This is a genomic window from Streptomyces cylindrosporus (genome assembly GCF_022698165.1).
In the GTDB taxonomy this organism is placed as follows: Bacteria; Actinomycetota; Actinomycetes; order Streptomycetales; family Streptomycetaceae; genus Streptomyces; species Streptomyces cylindrosporus.
Window position 1 is genome coordinate 350,880 of record NZ_JALDAY010000001.1, and the last position, 23,898, is coordinate 374,777.

Annotated in this window: 23 protein-coding genes; 14 read left to right on the forward strand and 9 right to left on the reverse strand. The window is 70.3% G+C overall.

Going from position 1 to position 23,898, the window contains the following annotated elements; genetic code table 11:
- Positions 1-444, forward strand: coding sequence for a protein-tyrosine phosphatase family protein (locus MQP27_RS01500; protein WP_242759608.1), 444 nt, complete (start codon positions 1-3; stop codon positions 442-444).
- Here the strand turns inward: MQP27_RS01500 and MQP27_RS01505 are convergent.
- Positions 441-920, reverse strand: coding sequence for a GNAT family N-acetyltransferase (locus MQP27_RS01505; RefSeq protein ID WP_242759610.1), 480 nt, complete (start codon positions 918-920; stop codon positions 441-443). The genes MQP27_RS01500 and MQP27_RS01505 overlap by 4 nt on opposite strands.
- A 162-nt stretch (positions 921-1,082) precedes the next feature.
- On the opposite strand from MQP27_RS01505, the gene MQP27_RS01510 reads away from it, so the two are divergent.
- From MQP27_RS01510 to MQP27_RS01540, 7 genes are all read left to right on the forward strand, one after another.
- On the forward strand, positions 1,083-1,901 hold the full coding sequence (locus MQP27_RS01510; protein WP_242759612.1) for an SCO2525 family SAM-dependent methyltransferase: 819 nt from the start codon (positions 1,083-1,085) through the stop codon (positions 1,899-1,901).
- 67 nt (positions 1,902-1,968) lie between these two features.
- Positions 1,969-3,801, forward strand: a complete 1,833-nt coding sequence (locus MQP27_RS01515) for an SCO2524 family protein (RefSeq protein WP_242759614.1) — start codon at positions 1,969-1,971, stop codon at positions 3,799-3,801.
- Positions 3,798-4,715, forward strand: coding sequence for an SCO2523 family variant P-loop protein (locus MQP27_RS01520; protein WP_242759616.1), 918 nt, complete (start codon positions 3,798-3,800; stop codon positions 4,713-4,715). Before MQP27_RS01515 ends, MQP27_RS01520 begins: the two co-directional genes overlap by 4 nt.
- Complete coding sequence (locus MQP27_RS01525; RefSeq protein ID WP_242759619.1) at positions 4,712-5,674, forward strand: SCO2522 family protein; 963 nt, start codon at positions 4,712-4,714, stop codon at positions 5,672-5,674. The genes MQP27_RS01520 and MQP27_RS01525 overlap by 4 nt, the downstream gene beginning before the upstream one ends.
- Before the next feature lies 1 nt (position 5,675).
- Complete coding sequence (locus MQP27_RS01530; RefSeq protein ID WP_242759622.1) at positions 5,676-6,659, forward strand: SCO2521 family protein; 984 nt, start codon at positions 5,676-5,678, stop codon at positions 6,657-6,659.
- Between the two features lie 47 nt (positions 6,660-6,706).
- Positions 6,707-7,774, forward strand: a complete 1,068-nt coding sequence (locus tag MQP27_RS01535; protein ID WP_242759625.1) for a DUF6879 family protein — start codon at positions 6,707-6,709, stop codon at positions 7,772-7,774.
- 88 nt (positions 7,775-7,862) lie between these two features.
- Positions 7,863-8,978 carry a glycoside hydrolase family 113 protein gene (locus MQP27_RS01540; RefSeq protein WP_242759628.1) on the forward strand — a complete coding sequence of 372 codons (1,116 nt, stop codon included), beginning with the start codon at positions 7,863-7,865 and terminating at the stop codon, positions 8,976-8,978.
- Here MQP27_RS01540 and MQP27_RS01545 read toward each other — a convergent pair.
- The 3 genes from MQP27_RS01545 to MQP27_RS01555 all read right to left on the reverse strand — a co-directional run bounded on the left by MQP27_RS01545 (position 8,966) and on the right by MQP27_RS01555 (position 13,865).
- Positions 8,966-10,441 (reverse strand): alpha/beta hydrolase, encoded by a 1,476-nt coding sequence (locus MQP27_RS01545; RefSeq protein ID WP_242759631.1) that lies wholly within the window; start codon positions 10,439-10,441, stop codon positions 8,966-8,968. The genes MQP27_RS01540 and MQP27_RS01545 overlap by 13 nt on opposite strands.
- A 113-nt stretch (positions 10,442-10,554) precedes the next feature.
- Positions 10,555-12,243, reverse strand: coding sequence for an FAD-dependent monooxygenase (locus MQP27_RS01550; protein WP_242759641.1), 1,689 nt, complete (start codon positions 12,241-12,243; stop codon positions 10,555-10,557).
- The gene (locus tag MQP27_RS01555) at positions 12,216-13,865 is read right to left on the reverse strand and encodes an NAD(P)/FAD-dependent oxidoreductase (RefSeq protein ID WP_242759644.1); all 1,650 of its coding nucleotides are present in this window, start codon (positions 13,863-13,865) and stop codon (positions 12,216-12,218) included. The genes MQP27_RS01550 and MQP27_RS01555 overlap by 28 nt, the downstream gene beginning before the upstream one ends.
- 391 nt (positions 13,866-14,256) lie before the next feature.
- Here MQP27_RS01555 and MQP27_RS01560 point away from each other — a divergent pair, with 391 nt between their 5' ends.
- From MQP27_RS01560 to MQP27_RS01580, 5 genes are read left to right on the forward strand one after another with little or no spacing between them, the layout of a single operon-like run.
- Positions 14,257-14,472 (forward strand): hypothetical protein, encoded by a 216-nt coding sequence (locus MQP27_RS01560; protein WP_242759647.1) that lies wholly within the window; start codon positions 14,257-14,259, stop codon positions 14,470-14,472.
- A 34-nt stretch (positions 14,473-14,506) separates the two neighbouring features.
- Positions 14,507-15,253: a DNA repair protein RecO gene (gene recO, locus MQP27_RS01565; protein WP_242759650.1), complete on the forward strand. Its 747-nt coding sequence runs from the start codon at positions 14,507-14,509 to the stop codon at positions 15,251-15,253.
- A gap of 26 nt (positions 15,254-15,279) precedes the next feature.
- Positions 15,280-16,131 carry an isoprenyl transferase gene (locus MQP27_RS01570; protein WP_242759659.1) on the forward strand — a complete coding sequence of 284 codons (852 nt, stop codon included), beginning with the start codon at positions 15,280-15,282 and terminating at the stop codon, positions 16,129-16,131.
- Positions 16,132-16,182: 51 nt separating this feature from the next.
- Positions 16,183-17,514 (forward strand): histidine-type phosphatase, encoded by a 1,332-nt coding sequence (locus tag MQP27_RS01575; RefSeq protein WP_242759674.1) that lies wholly within the window; start codon positions 16,183-16,185, stop codon positions 17,512-17,514.
- Between the two features lie 24 nt (positions 17,515-17,538).
- Complete coding sequence (locus MQP27_RS01580; protein WP_242759677.1) at positions 17,539-18,075, forward strand: YcxB family protein; 537 nt, start codon at positions 17,539-17,541, stop codon at positions 18,073-18,075.
- Between the two features lie 6 nt (positions 18,076-18,081).
- Here MQP27_RS01580 and MQP27_RS01585 read toward each other — a convergent pair whose 3' ends face one another.
- Genes MQP27_RS01585 through MQP27_RS01600 form a run of 4 tightly spaced genes read right to left on the reverse strand, consistent with a single transcriptional unit; the run spans position 18,082 to position 21,202 of the window.
- Positions 18,082-18,498, reverse strand: coding sequence for a Fur family transcriptional regulator (locus MQP27_RS01585; protein WP_242759692.1), 417 nt, complete (start codon positions 18,496-18,498; stop codon positions 18,082-18,084).
- Between the two features lie 58 nt (positions 18,499-18,556).
- Positions 18,557-19,459: a metal ABC transporter permease gene (locus MQP27_RS01590; RefSeq protein ID WP_242759694.1), complete on the reverse strand. Its 903-nt coding sequence runs from the start codon at positions 19,457-19,459 to the stop codon at positions 18,557-18,559.
- A 10-nt stretch (positions 19,460-19,469) separates the two neighbouring features.
- A complete protein-coding gene (locus MQP27_RS01595) occupies positions 19,470-20,246 on the reverse strand; it encodes a metal ABC transporter ATP-binding protein (protein WP_242759697.1) in 777 nt (258 codons plus the stop codon).
- Positions 20,243-21,202, reverse strand: coding sequence for a metal ABC transporter substrate-binding protein (locus MQP27_RS01600; RefSeq protein WP_242759701.1), 960 nt, complete (start codon positions 21,200-21,202; stop codon positions 20,243-20,245). The genes MQP27_RS01595 and MQP27_RS01600 overlap by 4 nt, the downstream gene beginning before the upstream one ends.
- 142 nt (positions 21,203-21,344) lie before the next feature.
- Here MQP27_RS01600 and MQP27_RS01605 point away from each other — a divergent pair, with 142 nt between their 5' ends.
- Positions 21,345-22,727, forward strand: coding sequence for a glycine--tRNA ligase (locus MQP27_RS01605; protein ID WP_242759706.1), 1,383 nt, complete (start codon positions 21,345-21,347; stop codon positions 22,725-22,727).
- 55 nt (positions 22,728-22,782) lie between these two features.
- Here MQP27_RS01605 and MQP27_RS01610 read toward each other — a convergent pair whose 3' ends face one another.
- Positions 22,783-23,889, reverse strand: a complete 1,107-nt coding sequence (locus MQP27_RS01610) for an endonuclease/exonuclease/phosphatase family protein (RefSeq protein WP_242759719.1) — start codon at positions 23,887-23,889, stop codon at positions 22,783-22,785.
- Positions 23,890-23,898: the final 9 nt, after the last annotated feature.

Consider the following 23,898-nt stretch of genomic DNA (forward strand, 5'->3'; position numbering starts at 1 on the left):
ATGAGCGAGCACTGGGACGCGCGGGACGCCGGTGTGTTGCGGCTGCCGTCCGGGCGGCTGGTGCGTGGGCGTGGTCTGCGGCGGGTCCTCGACCCGACGGCGGTCAGGCCCTCGTACGCCCTGTATCTCCTCGGCAGTCAACCCTCGCCCGTCCCTTGGCAGTTCACCTGGATCCGCTGGCCCGACTTCCGGCTCCCCGCCGACCGGCCGGCCGCTCGCGCCGCCCTGGCCGGGGCCTGGGAGCGCGCGGCCGACGAGCGGGTCGAGGTCGCCTGTGGTGGCGGGCGCGGGCGGACCGGGACGGCGCTGGCCTGTCTGGCGGTGCTGGACGGCGTACCGGCGGACGAGGCCGTGGAGTTCGTACGGCGGCACTACCACCCGCGGGCCGTGGAGACGCCGTGGCAGCGGCGGTACGTGCGCCGGTTCGGCGAGACCGGGGTCTAGAGCCGCAGCCGCATCACCAGGCGGTCCGCGCCCGGGCCGAAGTAGTCCTTGCGGACGGTCTGTTCGGCGGTGAAGCCGAGGGTCTCGTAGAGGAGGATTGCCGCTGCGTTCGACGGGGCGACGGTGAGGAGCACCTCGCGTACACCGATGCCGCGCAGCCGGCCCAGTACCTCCTCCATCAGCCGCCGCCCGTAGCCCCGGCCGCGCTCGTCCCGGGTGATGCCCAGGCCCAGGATCCAGCTGCGGCTCTTGTCGGGGCGGGTGCCCACGAGCACGTATCCCTTGAGCGCGGTGCCGTCGTCGAGGACCAGCAGGTGGTCCGGGTACACGTCGTACATCTGACGCAGTACGAAGTAGGGGTACGGCTCCTCCGGGAAGGCTTCCCGGTCGAGGAGGGCCAGCGCGTCGAGGTCCGCTTCCGTGACGCTTCTCAGCCGAAGTTGCCGTGCGGCTCGACGCGCGGGCAGAGCAGTCATGCCACCTCCCGGGGGTTCCGCTCGGGTTCCGCTCAGGATGACGGCACGGCTTACATGCAACAAGCACGCTTTCGGCTATGTCATTTTATCGACCTTGTTACCCGATCGGGCGTACTAAGGTGGTAGCTTTCTCCGCGGACTCGCCGGGGTGTATGGTCGAGCATGACCTCCCGAGCTCCGGTCGAAACGTGCGTCCTCAATGACGATGCACCATGGAACGAATTCGACCCCAGCGCATACCTTGACCAGAATTACCGTGATCTTCTCGACGTGGATGCGGAGATCCTTTCACTGGTAAGGGATCACTTCAGCGATCATTTCAGCGCCCGCACAGACCACGTCGAACGGCCGATTCTGGGTATTGACATCGGGGCGGGAGCCAATCTCTATCCGGCGTTGGCGATGCTGCCGTGGTGCGACCGGATCACCCTCTTCGAGCGCGCACCGAGGAACGTCGGCTATCTGCGGCAGCAGCGCGACAGCCTCGACCCGGACTGGGACGCCTTCTGGAAGGTGCTGTCCGAGCGCGATCCCTACGCCGACATCGACGGCGAGCGGAACGAAAGATTTCGTAAAACGGTACGCGTCCAGAAGGGGAATCTGTTCAAGCTCGGTCGGCGGGGGCTCCTGGGTCTGCGGAACACCCAGGGCAAGTGGCAGATGGGGACGATGTTCTTCGTAGCGGAATCCATCTCCACCTCGCACGACGAGTTCCGGGAGGCGATCGAGTGCTTCATGCTCAGCCTCGCGCCCGGAGCTCCTTTCGCCGCCGCGTTCATGGAGGGCTCCCATGGGTATGACGTTGGCAACCGGCATTTCCCCGCGTGCGACGTCGACGAGGCAGAGGTGAGGAAAAGCCTCGACGAGTTCACCGGGGAAATCGAGACAAAACGCCTGGGTGAGGTGAGCCATATGGTACGTCCAGGGCATACCGGAATCATCCTGGCTTACGGAAAGAGGAATCAGGGCCCCCGGTCCTGAATTTCCCGTTCCGGAATCTGGTCTCGGGGCCGGGGCAGCGGTCACGACCTGTGTGAGGGGCATGGGGATGGAGATCAAGCCGAGGGCTCATCTGCTTCAGATCTGGGAAGCGATCGCCCGCCACTCCTTCGAAGACGGACGCTGGGGCTGGGGCGACTGGGGAGGACAGAGCAGCGTCGCCGACGCCGAGCGGCTGCTGTGCCTCATGTACCCGGCCACCGAGATCCCCGAGTTCCGGCTCGACGAGCCGGACACCACCCAGAAGGACGTCCAGCGCGCGCTCAGACAGGTCGGCGGCCGCACCGAGATCCCGGCGGCCCTGGTCGCCGCCCTCACCGAGTTCATGCACCAGCACACCGCGCCCGACGGCAGCCCAAGCTTCGCCGGCGGCTACTACTTCACCGCCGAGGACCCGGACGCCGAAATCACTCCGGAACAGCGGGACTTGGGCGTGGTCGACTCCTTCTCCATGTCCGTCACCCTGTGCCTGGCCACCCTCGGCTTCATCGACAAGTACCAGGGCACCACGGTCCGTTCGGACGTACGGGAGGCCGTCGAGCAGCTCAAACAGGCCACCAGCGAACGGCTCACCGCAGCCATGGTCGGCCTGCTGCGTTCCTTCACCGTCAACGTCTTCGACGCCGACACCACCCAGGGCCGGCGCCTGGCCCGCACCCTCGGCCAGCGCCGGCTGTCCGAACGGGCCGTGCTCCAGCAGTTCCAGGAAAGCTTCGCGGCCCTGCGCGCCACCATCGCCGACCGCATCACCCTCGGCGTCGACGTCGCGGACGGCCTCCAGGACCCCAGCATGATGTTCGAGTGCGGCTGGGCCTGGGGCATGGTGCGCGACGCGCCCGTGATCAGGCCCACCGACCGCGACGGCATCGCCGACCCCGTGCCCTACCTCTACTTCACCGTCGTCGCCCTGGACGGCATCCAGGACCTGTCCTCCGACCGCACCCTCGCCCTCGGCCTGCTCACCGAGGAGCAGCAGACGCTCGCCGAGGCGCTGCGGCTGCGCTGGACCGTCACCCGCGAGTACTGGTCGGGCATCGCGCGGTTCGGCGCGGACCGCTGGCCGCTGGAGGACATCCCCTGGCGGGTCACCAACCAGAAGCTCGAATCCGAGTACTTCTCGCTCTCCGTGGCCTCGCTCGTCGTCCACGACCTGATCCGCAGCCGGGCCGGCGACGAGGAACTCGCCCGCACGGCCGAGGTGTTGTGGCGCCTGGCCGAACGCGGCCGCATCAACAGCCCCCTCACCCGCGACGACCGCTCGCTCGAACTCCACAGCCCCGGCGTCGTCCTGCCCCTGGAGGGCAGCGAAAGCCTCGGCCCCCAGCTGCGCTGGACCGTCACCGACTTCTCCGCCCACCTCCTCAAGCGCACCGTTCAACTGGCCGCGTTCTCCGGCAACATCGCCACCCAGAACCGGCTGCTGGAGCTGGCCGAGGACACCTTCGAGCACCTGTGGCAGCGGCGCATCGAGGACGGCGAGGGCGCCGACCTGTGGGACGACGTCCAGGCGGTGTTCCCGGTCGCGCCCAAGCGCGAGGGCCCGCTGTCCTGGAGCATGACCGAGCGCCTCACCGAGTGCATGGTCGCCGCGTACAACTTCTACGCGCGTGAGCCGGTGCGCAGCCCCCAACTCGGCACCTACGCGACCGCGTTGATCAGTGAGGCCACCCACCGCTTCGGCAAGGAGCAGATGACGTCCGTCGTCGCCACCGACAGCGACCTGGCGAAGTCCCTGCGGACCATCGAGATCCGGCTGCGGCGGGCCCGCGAACTCGTCCGCCGGCAGCCCGGAACCGCGAGCGCCCTCGCGATGTCCGTGCTCGTGGAGCTAGACACCCTCGCCCAGGCCCGCGGAGCCGCCGCCGGGGAGGTACGACGGTGATCGTGTTCGCCGCCTCCGACAAGGGAGGCACCGGCCGCTCCGTGACCAGCGCCAACCTCGCCTACCAGCGGGCACTGGCCGGGGACGATGTGGTCTACGTCGACTTCGACTTCGGCTCGCCCACCGCGCCCGCCGTCTTCGACGTGCCCGACATGCAGCGCGGCATCGAGAACGGCGGCCTGCACTCGTACCTGGAGGGAACGGCCCCCGAACCGGCCCGGATCGACGTCTGGCGGCGTACCGAGCACCCCGTCCTGCGCCGCACGCCCATCGGCGCGGGCCGGCTCGTGCTGCTGCCCGGCGACGCGAGCGGCGGCGAGTTCGTCACGGACCAGGACTCCGTGCACCGCTGCGTGGACCTCCTGCTGCGCCTGAACGCCGAGTTCGACCTGATCCTCGTCGACCTCAGCGCCGGCCGCAGCTACGCCATGGACATGGTCCTGGAGGCCACCGCGGGCCGCGAGCTGCAGCAGGTCGTCTCCCGCTGGGTGGTCTTCCACCGCTGGACCCGCCAGCACGTCATCGCCGCCGCCGGGCTGGTCTTCGCCGAGCGCGGCCTGCTGGAGGGCGGCGCCGAACGCGGCCACGACAAGGACGCCCTCAGGTCCGTGATCCGCTTCGTGCGCGCCGCCGTACCGGACCCGGACTCCGCACTGTGGTCGCACCTGTCGCCCGCCCAGTTCGCCTGGATGCAGATGTACGACGAGAAGCTGCGCCGGCTCGCGGCCGAACTCGGCGTCGGGGACAGCGTGTTGCTGGGGACCGTGCCGCTGGAGCCGATCCTGCAGTGGCGGGAACAGCTGATCACCGAGGAAGAGGTCGTGGCGACCCAGATCGCCAACAAGGAGACCCTGGACGCGATGGAGGCGATCGCCCGCCGCCTCACCGAGGACACCCACTGGGGGCAGCCGTGACGGACGTCTTCCGGGAGACCGCGGCGCAGCCCCGCACCGAGGCGGTGCCGCTCTCCCATCTCTCCCTGGAACTCGGCCACTTGTACATGGAGGACCTCGCGGACGGCCGGAAGGGCCTGCGCAGGCACTTCGAACGGGTACGGCCCTGGGCCGACGCGGCGCGCGCCGACCTCGCCGCCCGGACCACCGGCGGGCGGCCCCGGATGAGCACCTGCTTCCTCGTCGACGACTACTTCAGCCGCTTCTCCACCCCCGCCGACCTGCTGCCGCTCGTGCTGGAGGAGGCCGAGCGGGCCGGGCTCGTCATCGACTACCTGGCCCGCGAGTCGGCCTGCGCCGTCGCCGACAAGGTCCCGCTCGCCCAGGCCGTCGCGGGCCGCCTGGTCGAGTCGCCGCCGCCCGGCAGCTACGGCGCCCGTCCGCCCGTCAGCGAGTCCGGCTGGCTCGCCAACGGCCAGCGAAGCCCCGCCGGGCGTTCCCCGCAGGCCATGCGCAGGGCCGAGCCCTGGCAGCCGCCCAGCGAGACCAACGCGCGCCGGCACTCGGTCTTCGTGGACGTCGAGCTGTGGGACGAGGACAAGGACGGCAACCGCACCTGGTCCTGCCCCTTCCTCGCCGCCGTCTGGCAGCTCGCCCGCCTCGGCCTGCTGCGCAACGAGGGCGAGGCCGTGCTGCGCCCGCGCGACGCGAGCCTCGGCGAACTCCCTGTCGAATGGGACGAGTTACCCCCACTGGTCCGGCTCAACGCCGACGCGGACCCGTTCAGCGCCTACCGCACCTGCTCCGTACTGCCCGCCCGCTTCCTGTCCGTGGAGCACGCGGTGCGGGTGATCCTCGACCAGACCGACGTCGACACCGGAGCCGTCGCCCAGATCAGCAGGCGCACCGACAACGAACGGCAGCCGATGCCCGGCTCCGTCGTCGAGCGCGTCTCCTACGTGTTCTACCCGGAACCCTGACATGACGGCCCCGCCGGACACCGCACCCACGGTCCTGGCCTGTGGGGAGGTACGCACCTGCGTGCTCCCCTCCCGCCGGCCCCTCGACAGCGACGCGGCCGCCCAGCTCCTGCAACTGCGCGCCGACGAACGCGTCCTGGTCTCCAAGCGCCCCAACCTCTACGTGCTCTCCCCGCAGACCCTCACCGGCGTCGACTGCCGCCTGCCCACGGCCAACGGCGCGAAGGTCCGCGTGGTCGGCACGGTCGCCGTGCGCGCCGCCCTCACCGAGGGCCGGATACTGCAGAGCAGCGCCTACTTCCGCACCCCGGCCCAGGGCCCCGACCGGCGCCGCCCCTGGGGGCACTACCTGATACGGCCCGGAGTGCTCGAACCCCTCGGCAGGCTCCCCGAGTCGGCCGCCGCCCAGGGCGTCCTCGCCGGCGGTCGGCCCGGCGAACTCGACCTCGGCCTGATCGCCGACGGCGTGCTCACCCCGCTCGTCCGGCACCCGCTGCTCGACCAGCGAGCGCCCCTCAAGTCCCGCCACACACGCCTGCGTTGGGCGGCGCTGCCGGCCGACCCCGGACAGGGTCCGGCCATCGAGGAGTTCACCCTCGCCGAGGACGACCTGCGCACCGTACGGCTGCGGGTGCCCGCCGGCACCGAGCCGGCCGCGATCGCCGCCCTGTGCGAGGACTTCGCGCTCCACGACTGGCTGCTCACCACGGTCGTACGGCTGCTCGACGGCCGGCTCGGCCCGGTCGAGGGCCCCGACGCGCTCACGGCGCTGCGGCCCGCCGTGGAGCACCTGATGCACCTGTGGATGCCACGGGCGCGCGGCGACCGCACCCTGCGCGCCCTGTGGGACGTACTGGAACACGACCCGGGATTCACCCGCCAGTGGGACAACCTCGTGCAGCGGGTCCGGGACCGACTTGCCCTGCTCAACGCTCTTCCGAAGCAGCCGGTCGCGCAGCCCGCGCGGGCGGGGGAGAAGACATGACCGGGGATTCGCCATGACGGGGGACTCGACATGACGGGGGAGAAGACATGAACGGAGCACCTGCGACCACGACGACGACCACGGGCCAGCCGCCGCCCGCCGCCCCGGTGCCGCCGCGCCCCGAACCCAGGGGGCTGCGGGTACCGCCCGTCCTGATGAAGATCCTGGTGACCGCGCTGGTCTTCGTCATCGCCCTGCTGGTCACCAACGCGCTCGACCAGAAACAGGGCGCCGGGGACGTGTGGAACCTGACCGCCTCCGTCGTCATCGGCGGCGCGGCGCTCATCGTGCAGTACCTGGTCGACTTCGAGAAACGGCTGGAGGAGATCGAGACCAGCCAGGCCGACATGATCCGGGACGTCAAGGACAACCTGGTCAACCACCATGTGGCGCTCACGGAACTGGTCGACGACCGCTTCCGGCAGATCAACGCGGCGACCGAGCTGTTCAGCAACGTGGACCGGTCGGTGCTGCGCTCGGACGCCGTCATCAAGCTGGCCCGGCGGGCCACGGAGTGCGGCAAGCTCAACAACGAGACCGTGAAGACCTTCGCCAGCGAGGAGATAGAGCGGCTCGCGGGGCTGCTGGAGAACCTCAGCAGCCGTAGCGCGGACTGCCTGGGCGAGAACCAGGACTGGCTGATCGGGCTCACCCGCTGCATCAAGCACAGCCTGGACGCGACCAGCACCTCCGTCGACCGGCACTTCTGGGGCAGCGAGCCCGCCGCCCGCTACCTGGAGGCCCAGAGCGACGCGCTCTCCAACGGCGTCGAGATACGGCGGCTGTTCCTCGTCGACACCCCCGAGGAGATCGACGACGAGGTGCGGGCCCTGTGCAACAACCAGCGGGCGCTGGAGATCGACGCGCGCGTGGTGGCCCTGTCCGAACTGCCGGCCTGGGCACAGCTGGGCACGAAGTCCGACTTCATCGTCTTCGACCGGGAGCTGTCCTACGAGATCGACCAGGACACCAAGGACGTCAACGCCAAGACCACCCTCAACGCCCGCCCCGGCCACGTGGAACACCGCATGCGCCAGTTCACCCGCCTGTGGGACGCGACCCTGAGGCTGCCGGACGCGGGCATCCCACAGCCGGCCGACGGACGGCCGGACTAGGGCACAGCTTCTGAGTCATTCCTTGGTTGCCGCGCCGTAGACCATCGGCGGACGGCGGGGCCGGCCCGGGGACGCCACAGTGAGGGGCATGGAGAAGACGCAGGGGATCAGTCGGGCGCGGTTTCTGGCGGGGGCGGCGGCCCTGGGGCTGTCGGCGGCGGTGCTGCCGGCCGGGGCGGCCGAGGCGGCTGGTCGGGGGCTGCGGCACCGGGGTGTCGTCTATACCGTCGGTGAGGGCGAGAGCCCCGGCACTGCCTGGAGTGCCGCACGGATGCGCGCGGACGTACGGGCCATCCGCGAGCGGCTGCACGCCGACACCGTCGACGTCACCGGCGACGGAGTCGAGCGGCTCACCGCCACCGTCGCCGAGGCCGCCGAGCAGGGGCTGCACATCTGGCTCCAGCCGACCCTCGCGGACGCGCCCGAGGGGGAGATCCTGGAGCACATGGCCGAGTGCGGCCGGTTCGCGGAGCGGCTGCGCCGGCAGGGCGCGAGCGTCGACTTCAGCGTGGGCTGCGAGTTCTGGCTGTTCGTGCCCGGGATCGTGCCGGGGGAGACGGTCCTGGAGCGGGTGAAGAACCTCCAGACCGGCAACTTCGACCCCGTGAAGATGCAGCGGCGCCTCGACCGCTTCACCGCGAAGGCCGCGAAGACCGGCCGCTCCGTCTTCCACGGCAGGCTCAGCTACGCCGCCGCCCAGGACGACCGGGTCGACTGGCGGCTCTTCGACGTCGTCGGCATCGACTACTACTCGTTCCACCGCCATCACGCCGACTACGTACGGGAGTTGAGGACGTACCTGCGCTGGGGCAAGCCCCTCGCCATCACCGAGTTCGGCACCTGCACCTACAAGGGCGCGCCCCAGGCCGGCGGCATGGGCTGGGACGTCGTCGACTACGAGAAGGGCGAGATCAAGGGCGACCTGGTCCGCAGCGAGCACACCCAGGCCGCCTACCTCACGGACCTGCTGTCGGTCTTCGAGTCGATGGGCCTGTACGGCGCGATGGCCTTCGAGTTCGTCACCCCCGACGCCCCGCACCGCGCCGACGACCCGCACAAGGACCTCGACATGGCGAGCTACAGCATCACCAAGGTCATCAAGGACCGCCCCGACGACCCCCGTTCGCGCTGGCACTGGGAGCCCAAGGAGGCATTCCACGCACTGGCCCGGCAGTACGGCCGCCGCTGCGATCACTCGCAGTAGACATCCGCGCCGGGCCGCTCACCGGTCGCCAGGAAGCGGGAGACCGTCGCGTCGCCGCACGCGTTGCCGTTGTCCAAGTAGGCGTCGTGACCGGTCGAGTCGACGGTCACCATCACGGCCCGCCGGCCGAGCGCCTCGCGGAGCTTGCGGGCGCCGCTCAGCGGGGTGGCCACGTCACGCTCGTTCTGGACGAGCAGGACGTTCGACGGCCCCCGGCCGGTGATCCGCACCGGCGCCCGCTCCGGCCGCCACGGCCACGCGGCGCACACCATGGCGTTACGGGGCATGCCGGCCGTCAGCGGGTACTTGGCGCGGCTCTCCTCCACGCCCTTCTCGTACACGCCGGCCGAGCGCGGCCAGGCGGCGTCGTTGCAGATGGTGGCGGCGCCGACCGCGGTGACGTTCTGCAGCACCCCGTCCGGGGGAGAGGCCGGCGCGGGCGGTGCCGTGCCCTTCCGCGCGGCCAGGATCAGCTGGGCCAGCGCCGGGTAGTCGTCGGGGTCGTAGAGGTCGTTCAGCATGGTCTGGCGCAGCACGTTGCCGTTGAGTTCCTCCGGGTTGGCGCCGGGCCAGGGGATCGGCTCGCGGTCCAGGCGGTCGGCGAGCCGGAGGAAGAGCGGGCGCACCTCGGCGGCCGTGTCGGCCAGACGGTACGGATTGCCGGGCGTGGACGCCCACTCGGCGAACTCCGGGAAGTTGTCCTCGACGCCGGTCTCGGCCGCCTTCAGCCAGGCCCGCTCGGGGTTCACCGGGTCCGGGTTGTCGTTGCTGTCGAGGACGATCCGGTCGGTGCGCTGCGGGAACAGCTGGGCGTAGACCGCGCCGACGTACGTGCCGTACGAGACGCCCCAGGCGGAGATCCTGCGCTCGCCGAGCGCCTGCCGGATGCGGTCGATGTCGTGGGCGTTGTCGACGGTGCTGATGTGCCGCATCAGCTCGCCGCCGTTGTGGGCGCAGGCCTCGGCCATGCGGCGGGCGGTGGTCATGTTCCCGGCGACCGAACCGTCGGCGGCCGGCCAGGGCCGCAGCGCCGTCAGGGCGAGGTCGGCGTGGTCGAGGCCGCAGCTGACGGACGTGGAGGGCGCGTTGCCGCGCGGCGCGAACCCGATCAGGTCGTAGGTGTCCCGCACGCTCTGCGGCAGCTTCTGCCCCTTGCCGGAAGGGTCGTCGAGGCTGGTGCCGCCCGGCCCGCCGGGGATCAGCAGCAGGGCGCCCCGGCGGGCGGACGGCTTCTCGGCGGGGATGCGGGACAGGGCCAGCTCGATCTCCGGGCCGCCGGGACGGCTGTGGTCCAGCGGGACCCGGAGAGTCGCGCACTGCTGACGTGGATCGAGGCCGGAGCCCGTGCACCTGCCCCACGTCAGCGGTGCGTCGGCGGCGGACGCGGTGAGGGGGGTGAGGACACCGAAGACGATGCCGGACGCGGCCGCGATCAGGGCGGCGCTTTTCGTGATCTCCTTCATGACCACGAGCCTCCCGGAACGGGCCGGTTCATCCCATCCGGCCAACAGCCTTGTCGGCAGGGGGGATTACCCCCGCGTCCGCCCTGGTCCCGGCCCCCCTGCCGTCCTCTTCCTCAGAGCAGCCGCTTGCCGCGCAGCCGCGCCTTCACCGCCTCCCGTCCGTTGCCGAGGACCAGCCTGCGCACCACCGGGTCCGCCTCCGTCGCCGCCCAACGGGCCATCTTCAGCAGCGTCTTGGGGCGCGGGTTCAGGAAGCGCACCTCCCGCTCGGCGAAGCCGAAGTGCTTCGGTACGAAGTCGGCGGACTGGAGCCGGTCGTAGAGGAAGTCGGCCGCGTCCTCGGCGCTCACCGCACCGGCCTCGACCGCCTCGCACTGCCGGACCATCGCGTGGTACAGCTCGGCGAAGCCCTCGTGGTCGGGCCAGTACAGGCCCGGGTAGGGCACCTCCTCCAGGTCCGTGAAGTGGCTGTCGCGGCCGTCCTTGCGGAACTCGGTGAGGGCGGTCTGCATGCGGTAGACGCCCGCGTTGGCGCCCCACGCCCAGATCCGGAAGACGGCGCTCCACAGGTCGTAGTCGCACCAGGAGATGAAGGCGGAGTTGACCAGGGTGTCGTTGTAGTCGAAGAGCCCCTGCTGGAGCCGGTCCACGGGGGCCATGCGCTCGCCGGAGAAGTCGTCGTCCTTGACCGCGCGCAACAGGCGCCAGGCGAGCAGGTTCAGGGCCTCCGTGGTGTTGGACAGGCCGCGGGAGAACAGCGGGTCGATGAAGCCGGCCGCGTGCGAGAGCAGGAACCAGCGGTCGCCCGCGGTCTGCTTGGAGGAGTACTGCAGACGGCCGGTGGACGTCCACTCGCGGACCGGCTTCATGCCCTCGAACTGCCGGACGATGTCCGGGTAGGGGGCCGCGAGGCGCGCGAAGTCCTCCTCCGGGGAGAGGTTCTCCGGCTTCGGGTAGCGGCGCGGGTCGACCGTCATGCCGATGCTGCACAGCGGGTTCTTCGACCACTTGTTGTTGTCGAAGCCGATCACCCACGCCCAGCCCCGCTCGAACATGTGGTGGACCGTGCCCTCGTACCAGGGCACGGGCGGGCGCTGCTCGGCCGGGACGTGGTCGAAGATGCGGTCGGTGGGGGTGAGGTCGACGACGTGGTTCCACACCGACCGGGAGTGGTGCTTGAACCGGCACGGGTCCTCGCGCAGCCCGAACTTGTCCGCCACCGGCGACCGGAAGCCGCTCGCGTCGACCAGATAGCGGGCCCGGTACTCCCCGTTGCGGCCCGAGAGCGTCACACCCGAGCCGTCGAAGTCGATGTCGGTGACGAAGAAGTTCTGCCGGATGCTGCAGCCGTAGCGCACCGCCACCTGGAAGAGGTAGGAGTCGGTGTCCTGCCGGAACAAGTGCGCGGCCTCGTGCAGGAGTTGGGGCGGGGTGTTGAACTCGTTGACCTCGCGCGGGTTCTGCGGCGCGCCCGGGTGGTGCAGCAGGAACCCGAAGTGCCGCTTGACGCCGAACCGGGGTCCGATGGCGCGCGTGGTGTCGGTGAACGAGGCGAGATGGGCGATCTCCGGTACGTCGTACCGCTCGGCGAGGGTGCGCATCGACACCAGCGTGAACGGGATCGTGGACTCGCCGATCGCGAACCGCGGATGCGAACCGGCGTCCAGCAGAAGGGTCCTGACGCCCTGTCGGGCGAGGATCGCGCCCAGGATGGAACCGGCGACCCCCGATCCGAGGATCGCGACGTCGTACGTCTCCTTCTCCTTGGCGGGCTCTAACGTGCTGCTTGCCTGTGGCTCCATGATGTGCTGTCTCCTTGTCGTCGTCGGCGGCTCCTGAGCCGCTCCCTGACCAGCCCGGCCATGGCTCCCTTCAGCAGCGCTGCGGTCTCCTCGGGCGCCTCGGTACGCACCCAGCGGGCGGCCCGCACCATGCGTGCCGGGGTGTTGTGGAAGAAGCGGTCGGCGGGGTCGGCGAGCCCCAGTGCGGGCGGCACGTAGTCGGCGGCGCCCAGCGCGGCGAAGATCCGCTCCGCCGCGTCCTTCGCGCTGCGGCCGCCGTCCTCGACCTCCTCGCAGAGGCGGCGGGCGAGCGGTGCCAGGGAGGCGAAGTGCTCGCCACCGGGACGGGCGGCCGCGAAGACGCCCTCGTCGCCGCTCTTCGCGTACGCGGCGCAGGCGTTCTCCACCGCGAGCGCGCCGAGCACCGTGCTCAGCGTCCACACCCGGACGACGGCGTTGAACAGGTCGTAGTCGCGGAAGGCCACGAAGGAGGCGTACGTCAGGTCGTCGTGCGCGGTCAGCAGCGCCCGCTGGAGGTCCTCGACGGGCCGGAACCGCGCGGCCGACCAGTCGCCGTCACGCGCGGCGTCGATCAGCGGCCGGGCGAGGGCGCCGACGACTTCGAGGCCGTGGGCGAGGCCGCGCGAGTACAGCGGGTCGACGAATCCGGCGGCGTGGCCGAGCAGGCAGTACCCCTCGCCGGCGGTGGACCGGGAGGAGTACTGCAACCGCGGGGCCGAGGTCCAGGGCCGCACGGGAGCGGCGTGCTCGAACTGCGCTCCGATGTCCGGGAATCGCGCGAGCAGCTCCGCGAACTCGCGCTCGGGCGACCGGACTTCGGCTCCCGTCTCCCGCAGCACCACCCCCACACTGCACACCGAACTCGCCGCCGCCTGCCGCTGGTTGCCGAACGGGATCACCCAGATCCAGCCGCCGTCGAAGACGTGGTGGAGGGTGCCCTCGTGCCAGGGACTGGGCTGGCCGCTGAGCCGTCCGGCGGGCGTGCGGTCGTACGGCAGGACGCCCGTCATGTGGGTGAAGAAGGCGCGCGAGCGGTGCCGTAACGCGGGCGGTTCCTCGCGCAGCCCCAACTCCCGTGCCAGTGGGGACCGGTGGCCGGCCGCGTCGACGACGTACCGTACGTCGAGGTCCGCGCCGTCGGCGGTACGGAGGCGGGCGCCGGCGCCGGGCTCGATCCGTACGTCCGTGACCTCGGCGCCGGTGCGCACGTCGGCGCCGTGGTGCCGGGCGACGTCCAGCAGGTACGCGTCGGTGTCGGCGCGGAAGAGGTGCGGCGGATCGGGCACGACCTTGGGGTTGACGACCTGGTACACCTCGCCGGGGTGCTGCCGCAGGCCCTCCCGGTGCAGTACGAACCCCATGTTCCGCATGACCCCGCAGGACTGCGAGACGTCCCGCTCGACCGACCTGAGCGTGCCGAGCGCCTCCACCTCGGGCACGTCGTAGCGCCGGGCCACCGCGCGCAGCAGCGAGGAGGCGTAGGGCACGAGGGTCTCGCCGACGCGGAAGCCCGGGGAGGGGCGGGATTCGAGCAGCAGCGTCCGTACGCCGTTCCGTGCGAGCGCGGCCGCGAGGACGGGCCCCGCGAAGCCGCCTCCGATCACGCCGACGTCGTATGTCATCGCAGGCCTCACCGTCACTGGACATGCCTATGAATGCACCCGGCGTTGAATTCTACAGGGCGTGACTTCCGGTGGCCAGGGGCCACGGCGGGGCGGGCCCGCCCCGCCGTCGGCGGCCGATCCCCATATTGCTTGCCGTTGACGACCGTCAGTGAAAAGCGCTCGAAAATGCGGGCGTTGTGCGGGCGTCCGGAAATCCGTAGTGCGATATACGGGCGACATTTTCGAATGGCCCGCGCAAAGTGTTGGCCACGGGCAACCCCGCTGACCTGCACCGCAGTTACAGTGCACAGACTCCCGCCGAGTATAGGCGGAAGGGTCGGCGAGGGAGATGGGAAGCATGGAACTCAAAAGGAAAGGGGAACACCGTGGGGGTCGTTAAGGAGAAGAAATGAAACCCCCCGTCGGCACGCACGTCGTGGACACCCGTACCGGAAAGGTAGGCATCGTCATGGGTCACGAAGGACCGTACGTCCAACTCAGACCGTACGGCGGAGGCCGCGAGTGGGACGCCGAGCCGGGCGCGGTGCGGGGCGCCACCCAGGCCGAGCGGCTCAGCGCGGCGACGGCGTACGCCAACGCCCGCAGCCGGGGCGAGGTCCCTTGACCCGCCGGCCCGTCCCGTACGCGAGAATGGCTCCATGAGCCTGTTCCGCGACGACGGCATCGTGCTGCGCACCCAGAAGCTCGGGGAGGCGGACCGTATCATCACGCTGCTCACTCGCGGGCACGGGCGGGTGCGGGCCGTGGCCCGTGGGGTTCGGCGGACCAAGTCCAAGTTCGGGGCGCGGCTCGAACCCTTCTCCCATGTCGACGTGCAGTTCTTCGCGCGGGGGAGCGAGCTGGTCGGGCGCGGGCTGCCGCTCTGTACGCAGAGCGAGACCATCGCGCCGTACGGCGGCGGGATCGTCAGCGACTACGCCCGGTACACCGCCGGGACGGCGATGCTGGAGACCGCCGAGCGGTTCACCGACCACGAGGGCGAGCCGGCCGTGCAGCAGTACCTGCTGCTGGTCGGGGCGCTCAGGACCCTCGCCCGCGGTGACCACGCCCCGCATCTCGTCCTCGACGCCTTCCTGCTGCGGTCCCTCGCCGTCAACGGCTACGCCCCCACCTTCAGCGACTGCGCGAAGTGCGGAATGCCGGGTCCCAACCGGTTCTTCTCGGTCGCCTCCGGCGGCTCGGTCTGCGTCGACTGCCGGGTCGCCGGCAGTGTCGTACCGTCGCCGCAGACCCTGGAACTCCTCGGCGCGCTGCTTACGGGAGACTGGGAGACCGCGGACGCGTGCGAGCCGCGGTACGTCCGGGAGGGGAGCGGGCTGGTGTCCGCGTATCTGCACTGGCATCTGGAACGCGGGCTGCGTTCGCTTCGTTACGTAGAGAAGTAAGAGCTGGAAGAGGAGACGAGAGGCACATGGTCGTACGCGGGATCCTGGGGCGTCAGCGCCGCGAGTACAGAGCGCCGGAGCCGCATCCGTCCGGCGCCCGCGCGCCGAAGCTCCCGGGCGAGCTCGTCCCGAACCACGTGGCGATCGTCATGGACGGCAACGGCCGGTGGGCGAAGCAGCGCGGCCTGCCCCGGACGGAGGGCCACAAGGTCGGCGCCGAGCGGGTGGTCGACGTCCTGCAGGGCGCGATCGAGATGGGCGTCGGCAACATCTCGCTGTACGCCTTCTCCACCGAGAACTGGAAGCGCTCGCCCGACGAGGTCCGCTTCCTCATGAACTTCAACCGCGACTTCATCCGCAAGAGCCGCGACACCCTCGACGAACTCGGCGTCCGGGTGCGCTGGGTGGGCCGGATGCCCAAGCTGTGGAAGTCGGTCGCCAAGGAGCTCCAGGTCGCCCAGGAGCAGACCAAGGGCAACGACCGGCTGACCCTGTACTTCTGCATGAACTACGGCGGCCGCGCCGAGATCGCGGACGCCGCGCAGGCCCTCGCCGAGGACGTGAAGGCCGGCCGGCTCGACCCGTCGAAGGTCACCGAGAAGACCCTCGCCAAGTACCTCTACTACCCGGACATGCCGGACGTGGACCTGTTCCTGCGGCCCAGCGGCGAGCAGCGCACCTCCAACTACCTGCTCTGGCAGAGCGCTTACGCCGAGATGGTCTTCCAGGACGTCCTGTGGCCGGATTTCGACCGCCGTGACCTGTGGCGGGCCTGCGTCGAGTTCGCCTCCCGCGACCGCCGCTTCGGCGGCGCGGTGCCGAACGAGGAGCTGATCGCCATGGAGGCCGCGATGAAGGGCAGGCCGGAAGGCGAGTAGCCGCCACCTGGCAGCCACCGGGGGTTCACGGAGATCGCCGACGATCCGGCCATGAAGCGTGTCACCCCCGCCCTCGCGCTGTGCGCCGTGCTGGCCGCGGCCGTCCCGTCCCAGGCCGCGGACCAGCCCGCACACCGCGACAGCTACGGCACCAAGGCGCCGTACTCCCCGGAGCAGAGCCCCCGCACCTACCAGAAGGTGCCCGCCGGCTTCACCCCCGTCTTCACGGAGAACGTCTCCCGCCACGGCTCGCGCTCCGCGACCGACAGCGAGGACGGCGACCTGATCCTCGCCCTGTGGAACAAGGCGCGGGCCGCGGACCAACTCACCCGCAAGGGCGCCGAGTTCGGCCCCGAGGTGCAGGCGCTGCTCGACGCCATGGCCAAGGTCGGGTACGGCAACCTCAGCGCCCTCGGCAAGCAGGAGATCCAGGACACGGCCGACCGCATGGCCGACCGCCTGCCCGCCCTGTTCAGGTCGATCGCCGCGAACGGCGAGAAGATCGACGTCGTCAGCTCCGGCCAGGGCCGCGCGGTCGACAGCGCGAACCTGTACGCGGGCGCGCTCGCCACCGCCGACCCCGACCTCAAGCCGCTGATCGGCGCGACCCGCACCGACAAGGACCTGCTGTACTTCCACAAGGCGGCGGGCGGCGCGGCCTACCGCGACTACATCGCGAACGACCAGCGTCTCGCCGCGACCCTGAAGTCGATCACCGACCAGCCGAAGACGCACAAGGCCGCGTACAGCGTCCTGCGCCGGCTGTTCACCGCCGACTTCGTCGCCGGGCTGAGCGGCGACGACCAGGTGGCCGCCGCGACCGCGGTCTACAACCTGTACGCCATCGCCCCGGCGATGAGCGAGGAGAGCCCGGACGGCAAGGGCTGGGGGATGCAGCGCTACATCTCCACCTCCGACGCGGCCTGGTTCGGCTACCTCTCCGACGCCGAGGACTTCTACGAGAAGGGCCCCGGCTTCTCGGACAGCGACATCACCTACAAGATGGCGGGCGTCCTGCTCGACGACTTCTTCAAGCAGGTCGAGGCAGAGAAGGCCGGCACGAGCACTCTCGGCGCCGAACTCCGCTTCACCCACGCCGAGGAGATCATCCCGCTGGCCGCGCTGATGGGCCTGCCGGGCAGCACGAAGGCGGCGACGCCGGGAGTGCCGTACACCTACGCGAACAACCCGTGGCGCGGCGCGGACGTCGCCCCGCTGGGCTCCAACATCCAGTGGGACGTGTTCAGGAAGGGCGACCAGTACCTGGTCCGCATGCTCTACAACGAGAAGGAGACGTCCTTCAAGGCGGGCTGCACGCCGATCTCGAAGGGCAGCAAGTTCTACGACCTGGACGAGCTGGAGAAGTGCTTCGACCGGAACTGACCCTCGCCGGTACGATCCCGCCTCATGGTCATGGACATGGGGCGGGACGCCGGGCAGGGCGTGGTCGAGCTGACGTACGAGCCGATGGTGGAGGACTTCTCGTCGGCGCTGCGCGCCCGGACGCGCGTGAGCCGGGTGGCGCGGCGGCAGTTGTGGGTCTTCGCGGCGGCGGGGGTCTGCGGTGTCGCCCTGGCCGTGCTGCGGGTGGCCGGGATCGGTGACGTTCCGGCGCCCCTCTGTTTCGCCCTGATCGTGTGCGGCGTTCTGAGCGCGGCGGGGCCGTGGTTGACCGCCCGGCAGTTCCAGCGGCTGGCCCACCGCAACGGCACGTTCCGGGTGTCCGTCACGGACGCGGGCGTCTCCATGGTGACCGACCACACCACGGCGACGGTCGACTGGACCGCGCAGCCCCGCTACCGGGAGACACCGAGGGTGTTCGTCCTGTTCAGCCCGGACGCCAATGCCGCCGGGTTCACCGTGCTGCCCAAACGCGGCCTGAGCAGTCCCGCCGACGCCGACCGCCTGCGCGAGATCCTCGACCGCAACCTCACCCGCGTCTGAGCGGCGTCAGCCGCCCGCCGCCGCGCACTCCGCGCACGTACCGAAGATCTCCACCGTGTGCGCCACGTTGACGTACCCGTGCTCCGCCGCGATCGCCTCCGCCCACTTCTCCACCGCCGGGCCCTCCACCTCCACCGCCTTGCCGCAGACGCGGCAGACCAGGTGGTGGTGGTGATCGCCGGTCGAGCAGCGGCGGTACACCGACTCGCCGTCGGAGGTGCGCAGGACGTCGACCTCGCCCGCGTCGGCGAGGTTCTGCAGGGTGCGGTAGACCGTGGTCAGGCCGACCGAGTCGCCCTTGTGCTTGAGCATGTCGTGCAGTTCCTGCGCGCTGCGGAACTCGTCGACCTCGTCGAGCGCCGCCGCCACGGCGGCGCGCTGCCGGGTGGCACGGCCCTTCACGGGCGGTCCAGCGGTCGTCACCGTTGTCTCCTCACGTCTGCGCCTGCCCGGACATTGTGCCAGTCCGGGCTGTGGACGGTCAGACGCCGACCTTCCCGTCGGCCTCCCTGCCGGCCGGAATCGCGCACTCTGCGGGATCCCCGGCGGGCCGCGCGGCCGCCGCGGCCCGGGCCCGGCGGCGGGCCAGCGGGGTGGCGAGGACGGTCAGCGTGATGAACGCGGCGATGGTCAGCAGCACGATCGTCGCGCCGGGCGGTACGTCCTGGTAGTACGAGGTCACCGTGCCGCCGATGGTCACGCTCACCCCGATGGCGACCGCGATCGCGAAGGTCGCCGCGAAGCTCCGGCTCAGCTGCTGCGCCGCGGCGACCGGCACGACCATCAGCGCCGACACCAGCAGCAGGCCCACCACGCGCATCGCGACCGTCACCGTCACGGCCGCCGTGACCGCGGTGAGCAGGTTGAGCGCGCGCACCGGCAGGCCCGTGACCCGGGCGAACTCCTCGTCCTGGCTCACGGCGAAGAGCTGGCGGCGCAGGCCGATCGTGACCAGCACCACGAAGCCCGCAAGCAGGCAGATCGCTGTCACGTCCGACGGGGAGACCGTCGAGAGCGATCCGAAGAGGTACGAGGTCAGGTTGGCGTTGGAGCCGCCGGGCGCGAGGTTGATGAACATCACGCCGCCGGCCATGCCGCCGTAGAAGAGCATCGCGAGGGCGATGTCGCCGCGGGTCTTTCCGTACCAGCGGATCAGCTCCATCAGGACCGCGCCGAGGATCGAGACGGCTGTCGCCATCCAGACCGGGGACGTGGAGAGCAGGAAGCCGAGGCCGACGCCGGTCATCGCCACATGGCCGATGCCGTCGCCCATCAGGGCCTGGCGGCGCTGGACGAGGTAGATGCCGATCGCGGGGGCCGTGATGCCGACGAGGACGGCGGCGAGCAGGGCGCGCTGCATGAAGGCGTAGTCGAGGAAATCCATAACAGGTCCTTCAGCTCAGCAGGCCTGTGCGCACGGGTGCCGGCTCGTGGGGGTGGACGTGGTCGTGGCCCGGGAGGGCGTGCTGGCCGACGGCGCGCGGGGGCGGGCCGTCGTGCAGGACGCAGCCGTCGCGGAGCACCACCGCGCGGTCGATCAGGGGCTCCAGCGGGCCGAGTTCGTGCAGCACGAGCAGGACCGTCGTACCGGCCGCGACCTGCTCCCGCAGGGTCTGCGCGAGCACCTCCTGGCTGGCCAGGTCGACGCCCGCCATCGGCTCGTCCATGATCAGGAGTTCGGGTTCGGCGGCGAGCGCGCGGGCTATCAGCACCCGCTGGTGCTGGCCGCCGGAGAGGGCGTTCACCGAGTCCTTGGCGCGGTCCGCCATGCCGACCAGCTCCAGGGCCCGGCGCACGGACGCGTGGTCCGCCCTGCGCAGGACGCCGAAGCGGGTGCGGGAGAGGCGGCCCGAGGAGACGATCTCGGTGACCGTGGCGGGGACACCGCCGGCGGCGGTCGTGCGCTGGGGGACGTACCCCACCCGCGCCCAGTCCCGGAACCGCCTGCGTGCCGTGCCGAACAGCTCGATCTCGCCCGCGCTCGCCGGGACCTGCCCGATGATCGTGCGGACCGCCGTCGACTTGCCGGAGCCGTTGGCGCCGAGCAGCGCGACGACCTCACCGCGGGACACGGTGAGGTCGATTCCGCGCAGGACGGGGCGCGAGCCCAGCTCGGCGGTCACGCCGCGCAGCGATATGACGGGCTCGGTCATGCCGTCCTCCACAGTCATTTCTCTCCCAGGGCCGTCTGCAGCGCCTTGAGGTTGGCCTCCTGGACCGAGAAGTAGTCCTTGCCGCGGGACTTGGCCGTGATGCCCTCGATCGGGTCGAGGACGTCGGTCTTCAGGCCGGCGTCGGAGGCGATGGTCTTCGCGGTCTTGTCGCTGACGAGCGTCTCGTAGAACACGGTGGTGACGCCGTCGGCCTTGGCCATCTTCTCAAGCTCCTTGACCCGGGCCGCGCTGGGCTCCGACTCGGGGTCCAGGCCGTTGATGGCCTCCTCGGTGAGGCCGTAGCGCTCGGCGAGGTAGCCGAAGGCGGCGTGCGTGGTGATGAAGACCTTGGTCTTCGTGTTCGCGAGCCCGTCCTTGAACTGCGTGTTCAGGTCGTCCAGCTTCTTCACCAGGGCCGCGGTGTTCTTCTCGTAGTCGGCCGCGTGCTTCGGGTCGGCCTTCTCGAAGGCCTTGCCGACACCCTCGGCGACCTGGGCGTAGCGCACCGGGTCGAGCCAGATGTGCGGGTCGAGGCCGGCCAGCTCCTCGTTCTCGGAGTGGTCGCTCTCGTTCGCGTGGCCGCCGACCTCGTTGCCGTGCTTCTCCAGCGAGGTGAGGGCGGCGGCGTCGATCTTCGTCCTGACGTCGGACTGGGCCACCGCGTCGTCGACGGAGGGCTGGAGGTTCTTCAGGTAGAGCACCGCGTCGGACTCCTGGAGCTGCGCGGTCTGCTTGGCGCTGATCTCCAGGTCGTGCGGCTCCTGGCCGGGCTGGGTCAGGCTCGTGACGTGCACGTGCGGGCCGCCGATCTGCTCGGCGAGATAGGCCATCGGGTAGAACGACGCGACGACGTCGAACTTGCCGGTGCCGGCCGCGGCCGCGGTGTCGGAGGAGCAGGCGGAGAGCGTGCCGAGGCCGAGGGCGGTGACGGCCGCCACGGCCACCCCGGATATGTGCTGTCGTCGTACGTTCATGACAGTCATTTTCATCAAACATGGAAACCGTTGTCAATAAACCCTCCGCAAAGCCACCTCACCCAACCGATTTGATTGAGGGGGAGCCCCCGCCGGTACCCTGAAGCATTCGCTCGTCCACCGTCGTAATGAAGAGAGCACCGTGGCCGCCGACAAGATCGACACCATCGTCAGCCTGAGCAAGCGCCGTGGCTTCGTATTCCCCTGCAGTGAGATCTACGGCGGTCAGCGCGCCGCCTGGGACTACGGGCCGCTGGGTGTCGAGCTCAAGGAGAACCTGAAGCGCCAGTGGTGGCGCTACATGGTGACGTCGCGCGAGGACGTGGTGGGTATCGACTCGTCCGTGATCCTGGCCCCCGAGGTCTGGGTCGCCTCCGGTCACGTCGCCACCTTCACGGACCCGCTGACCGAGTGCACCTCCTGCCACAAGCGGTTCCGCGCGGACCACCTGGAGGAGGCCTACGAGGCCAAGCACAACCGCCTGCCGGAGAACGGCCTGGCGGACGTCAACTGCCCCAACTGCGGCAACAAGGGCCAGTTCACCGAGCCCAAGCAGTTCTCCGGTCTGCTGTCGACGCACCTCGGCCCGACCCAGGACTCCGGCTCGATCGCGTACCTGCGCCCCGAGACCGCGCAGGGCATCTTCACCAACTTCGCCCAGGTGCAGACCACTTCGCGCCGCAAGCCGCCGTTCGGCATCGCGCAGATGGGCAAGTCCTTCCGCAACGAGATCACGCCCGGCAACTTCATCTTCCGCACCCGCGAGTTCGAGCAGATGGAGATGGAGTTCTTCGTCAAGCCGGGCGAGGACGAGAAGTGGCAGGAGTACTGGATGGAGCAGCGCTGGAACTGGTACACCGGCCTGGGCCTGCGTGAAGAGAACATGCGGTGGTACGAGCACCCGAAGGAGAAGCTCTCCCACTACTCCAAGCGCACCGCCGACATCGAGTACCGCTTCCAGTTCGGCGGCAACGAGTGGGGCGAGCTGGAGGGTGTCGCCAACCGCACCGACTACGACCTCGGCGCCCACTCCAAGGCCTCCGGCCAGGACCTCTCCTACTTCGACCAGGAGGCCCAGGAGCGCTGGACGCCGTACGTCATCGAGCCGGCGGCCGGTGTCGGCCGGGCGATGCTCGCGTTCCTCCTCGACGCCTACATCGAGGACGAGGCGCCGAACGCCAAGGGCAAGATGGAGAAGCGCACGGTGCTGCGCCTCGACCACCGCCTGGCGCCGGTGAAGGTCGCGGTCCTGCCGCTGTCCCGCAACCCCGAGCTGTCCCCGAAGGCCAAGGGCCTCGCCCAGGCGCTGCGCCAGAACTGGAACATCGAGTTCGACGACGCGGGCGCGATCGGCCGCCGCTACCGCCGCCAGGACGAGATCGGCACGCCGTTCTGCGTGACCGTCGACTTCGACACCCTGGACGACAACGCGGTGACGGTCCGCGAACGCGACTCGATGAAGCAGGAGCGCGTGTCGCTGGACCAGATCGAGAGCTACCTCGCCGGCCGCCTGATCGGCGCCTAGCGTTCGTGCGGTGCCCCGCGTCCCTGTTCGGTTCAGGGGTGCGGGGCACTGTCGTTCACAGGTCCACGTCGGCGTAGAGCGCGGCGTGGTCGGAGGCCTCCGTGGCCTTCGAGGTCACGGTGTCGAAGGACTTGAAGGTCCTGGGCGCCCAGACCCCGCGCCGCTCCACGTCCACGTGCCGCACCAGGCCGAGCAGCTCCGGCGAGCAGAGCAGGTAGTCGATCTTCTGGTTCAGTGAGTGCCCGGTCCCGTAGGTGCCCGGGTCTCCCGTGTAGACCGGGGGACTCATCACGTCCCGGGCGCCGGTGGCCAGCAGCTGCTCGACCGGTTCGCTGTCCGGGGAGTCGTTGAGGTCCCCGGCCACCACGACGTACGGAGAACGGTCCAGGGCCTCGCCGTAGATCTCCGCGACCCGCCGGGCCTGGGCCAGGCGCAGCGACGCGCCGCCGCCCCGCTTGCTCTTGAGGTGGTTGCCGAGGACCCACAGGCTCGTCCCGTCGAGGGCGATCTCGTACTCGGGGCAGTCCCGGCTGAACAGCGGGTGCCCCTTCGAGCGCAGCTCGGAGAGGTGCGAGCGGATGGACCTGATCGGGTGGCGGCTGAGGATCCCGACGTCGATGCCCCGGGGGTCGTTGCCGTCGATCAGCATGGTGTACGGGTACGGCTGCTTCCCCAGCGCACCGCCCAGCACCTGCTCGTTGAAGCGGGCCAGGGCGAGCCGGTCCTCGACCTCGACGGTCAGCAGGACGTCGGCGTTGACCTCGGCGACCACCCGGCCGGTGTTCCTCACGACGGTCCAGTCCAGCTCGGTCCGTGTCAGCTCGGCCCAACCCGACCATTTCCCACGGCCCTTGGCGGTGACCTCGATGGTGGGGGAGTCCTTGTCCCCGGTCTTCCTGAACAGCTGCGCCGAGCCGCCGCGGGTCTGGTTGACGTAGATCAGCGGCGGGTTCTGCGGATCGGAGTCGTAGGCCCGGTACTTCACGACGAGCTCGGCGATCCGCTCCTTGTCCGCCTCCTGGTAGACCGGCTGTTCGAGCAGGGACACCAACTCGGCGTAGTCGTTGAGGACTTCCTGGCGGTCGGCGTCGTTCTCGAGCTCGAAGGCCTTGGGGCGGCGGAACAGGTTCTCCGTGTTGAAGGTGGCGATACGGATGGTCATGGCGCGCCT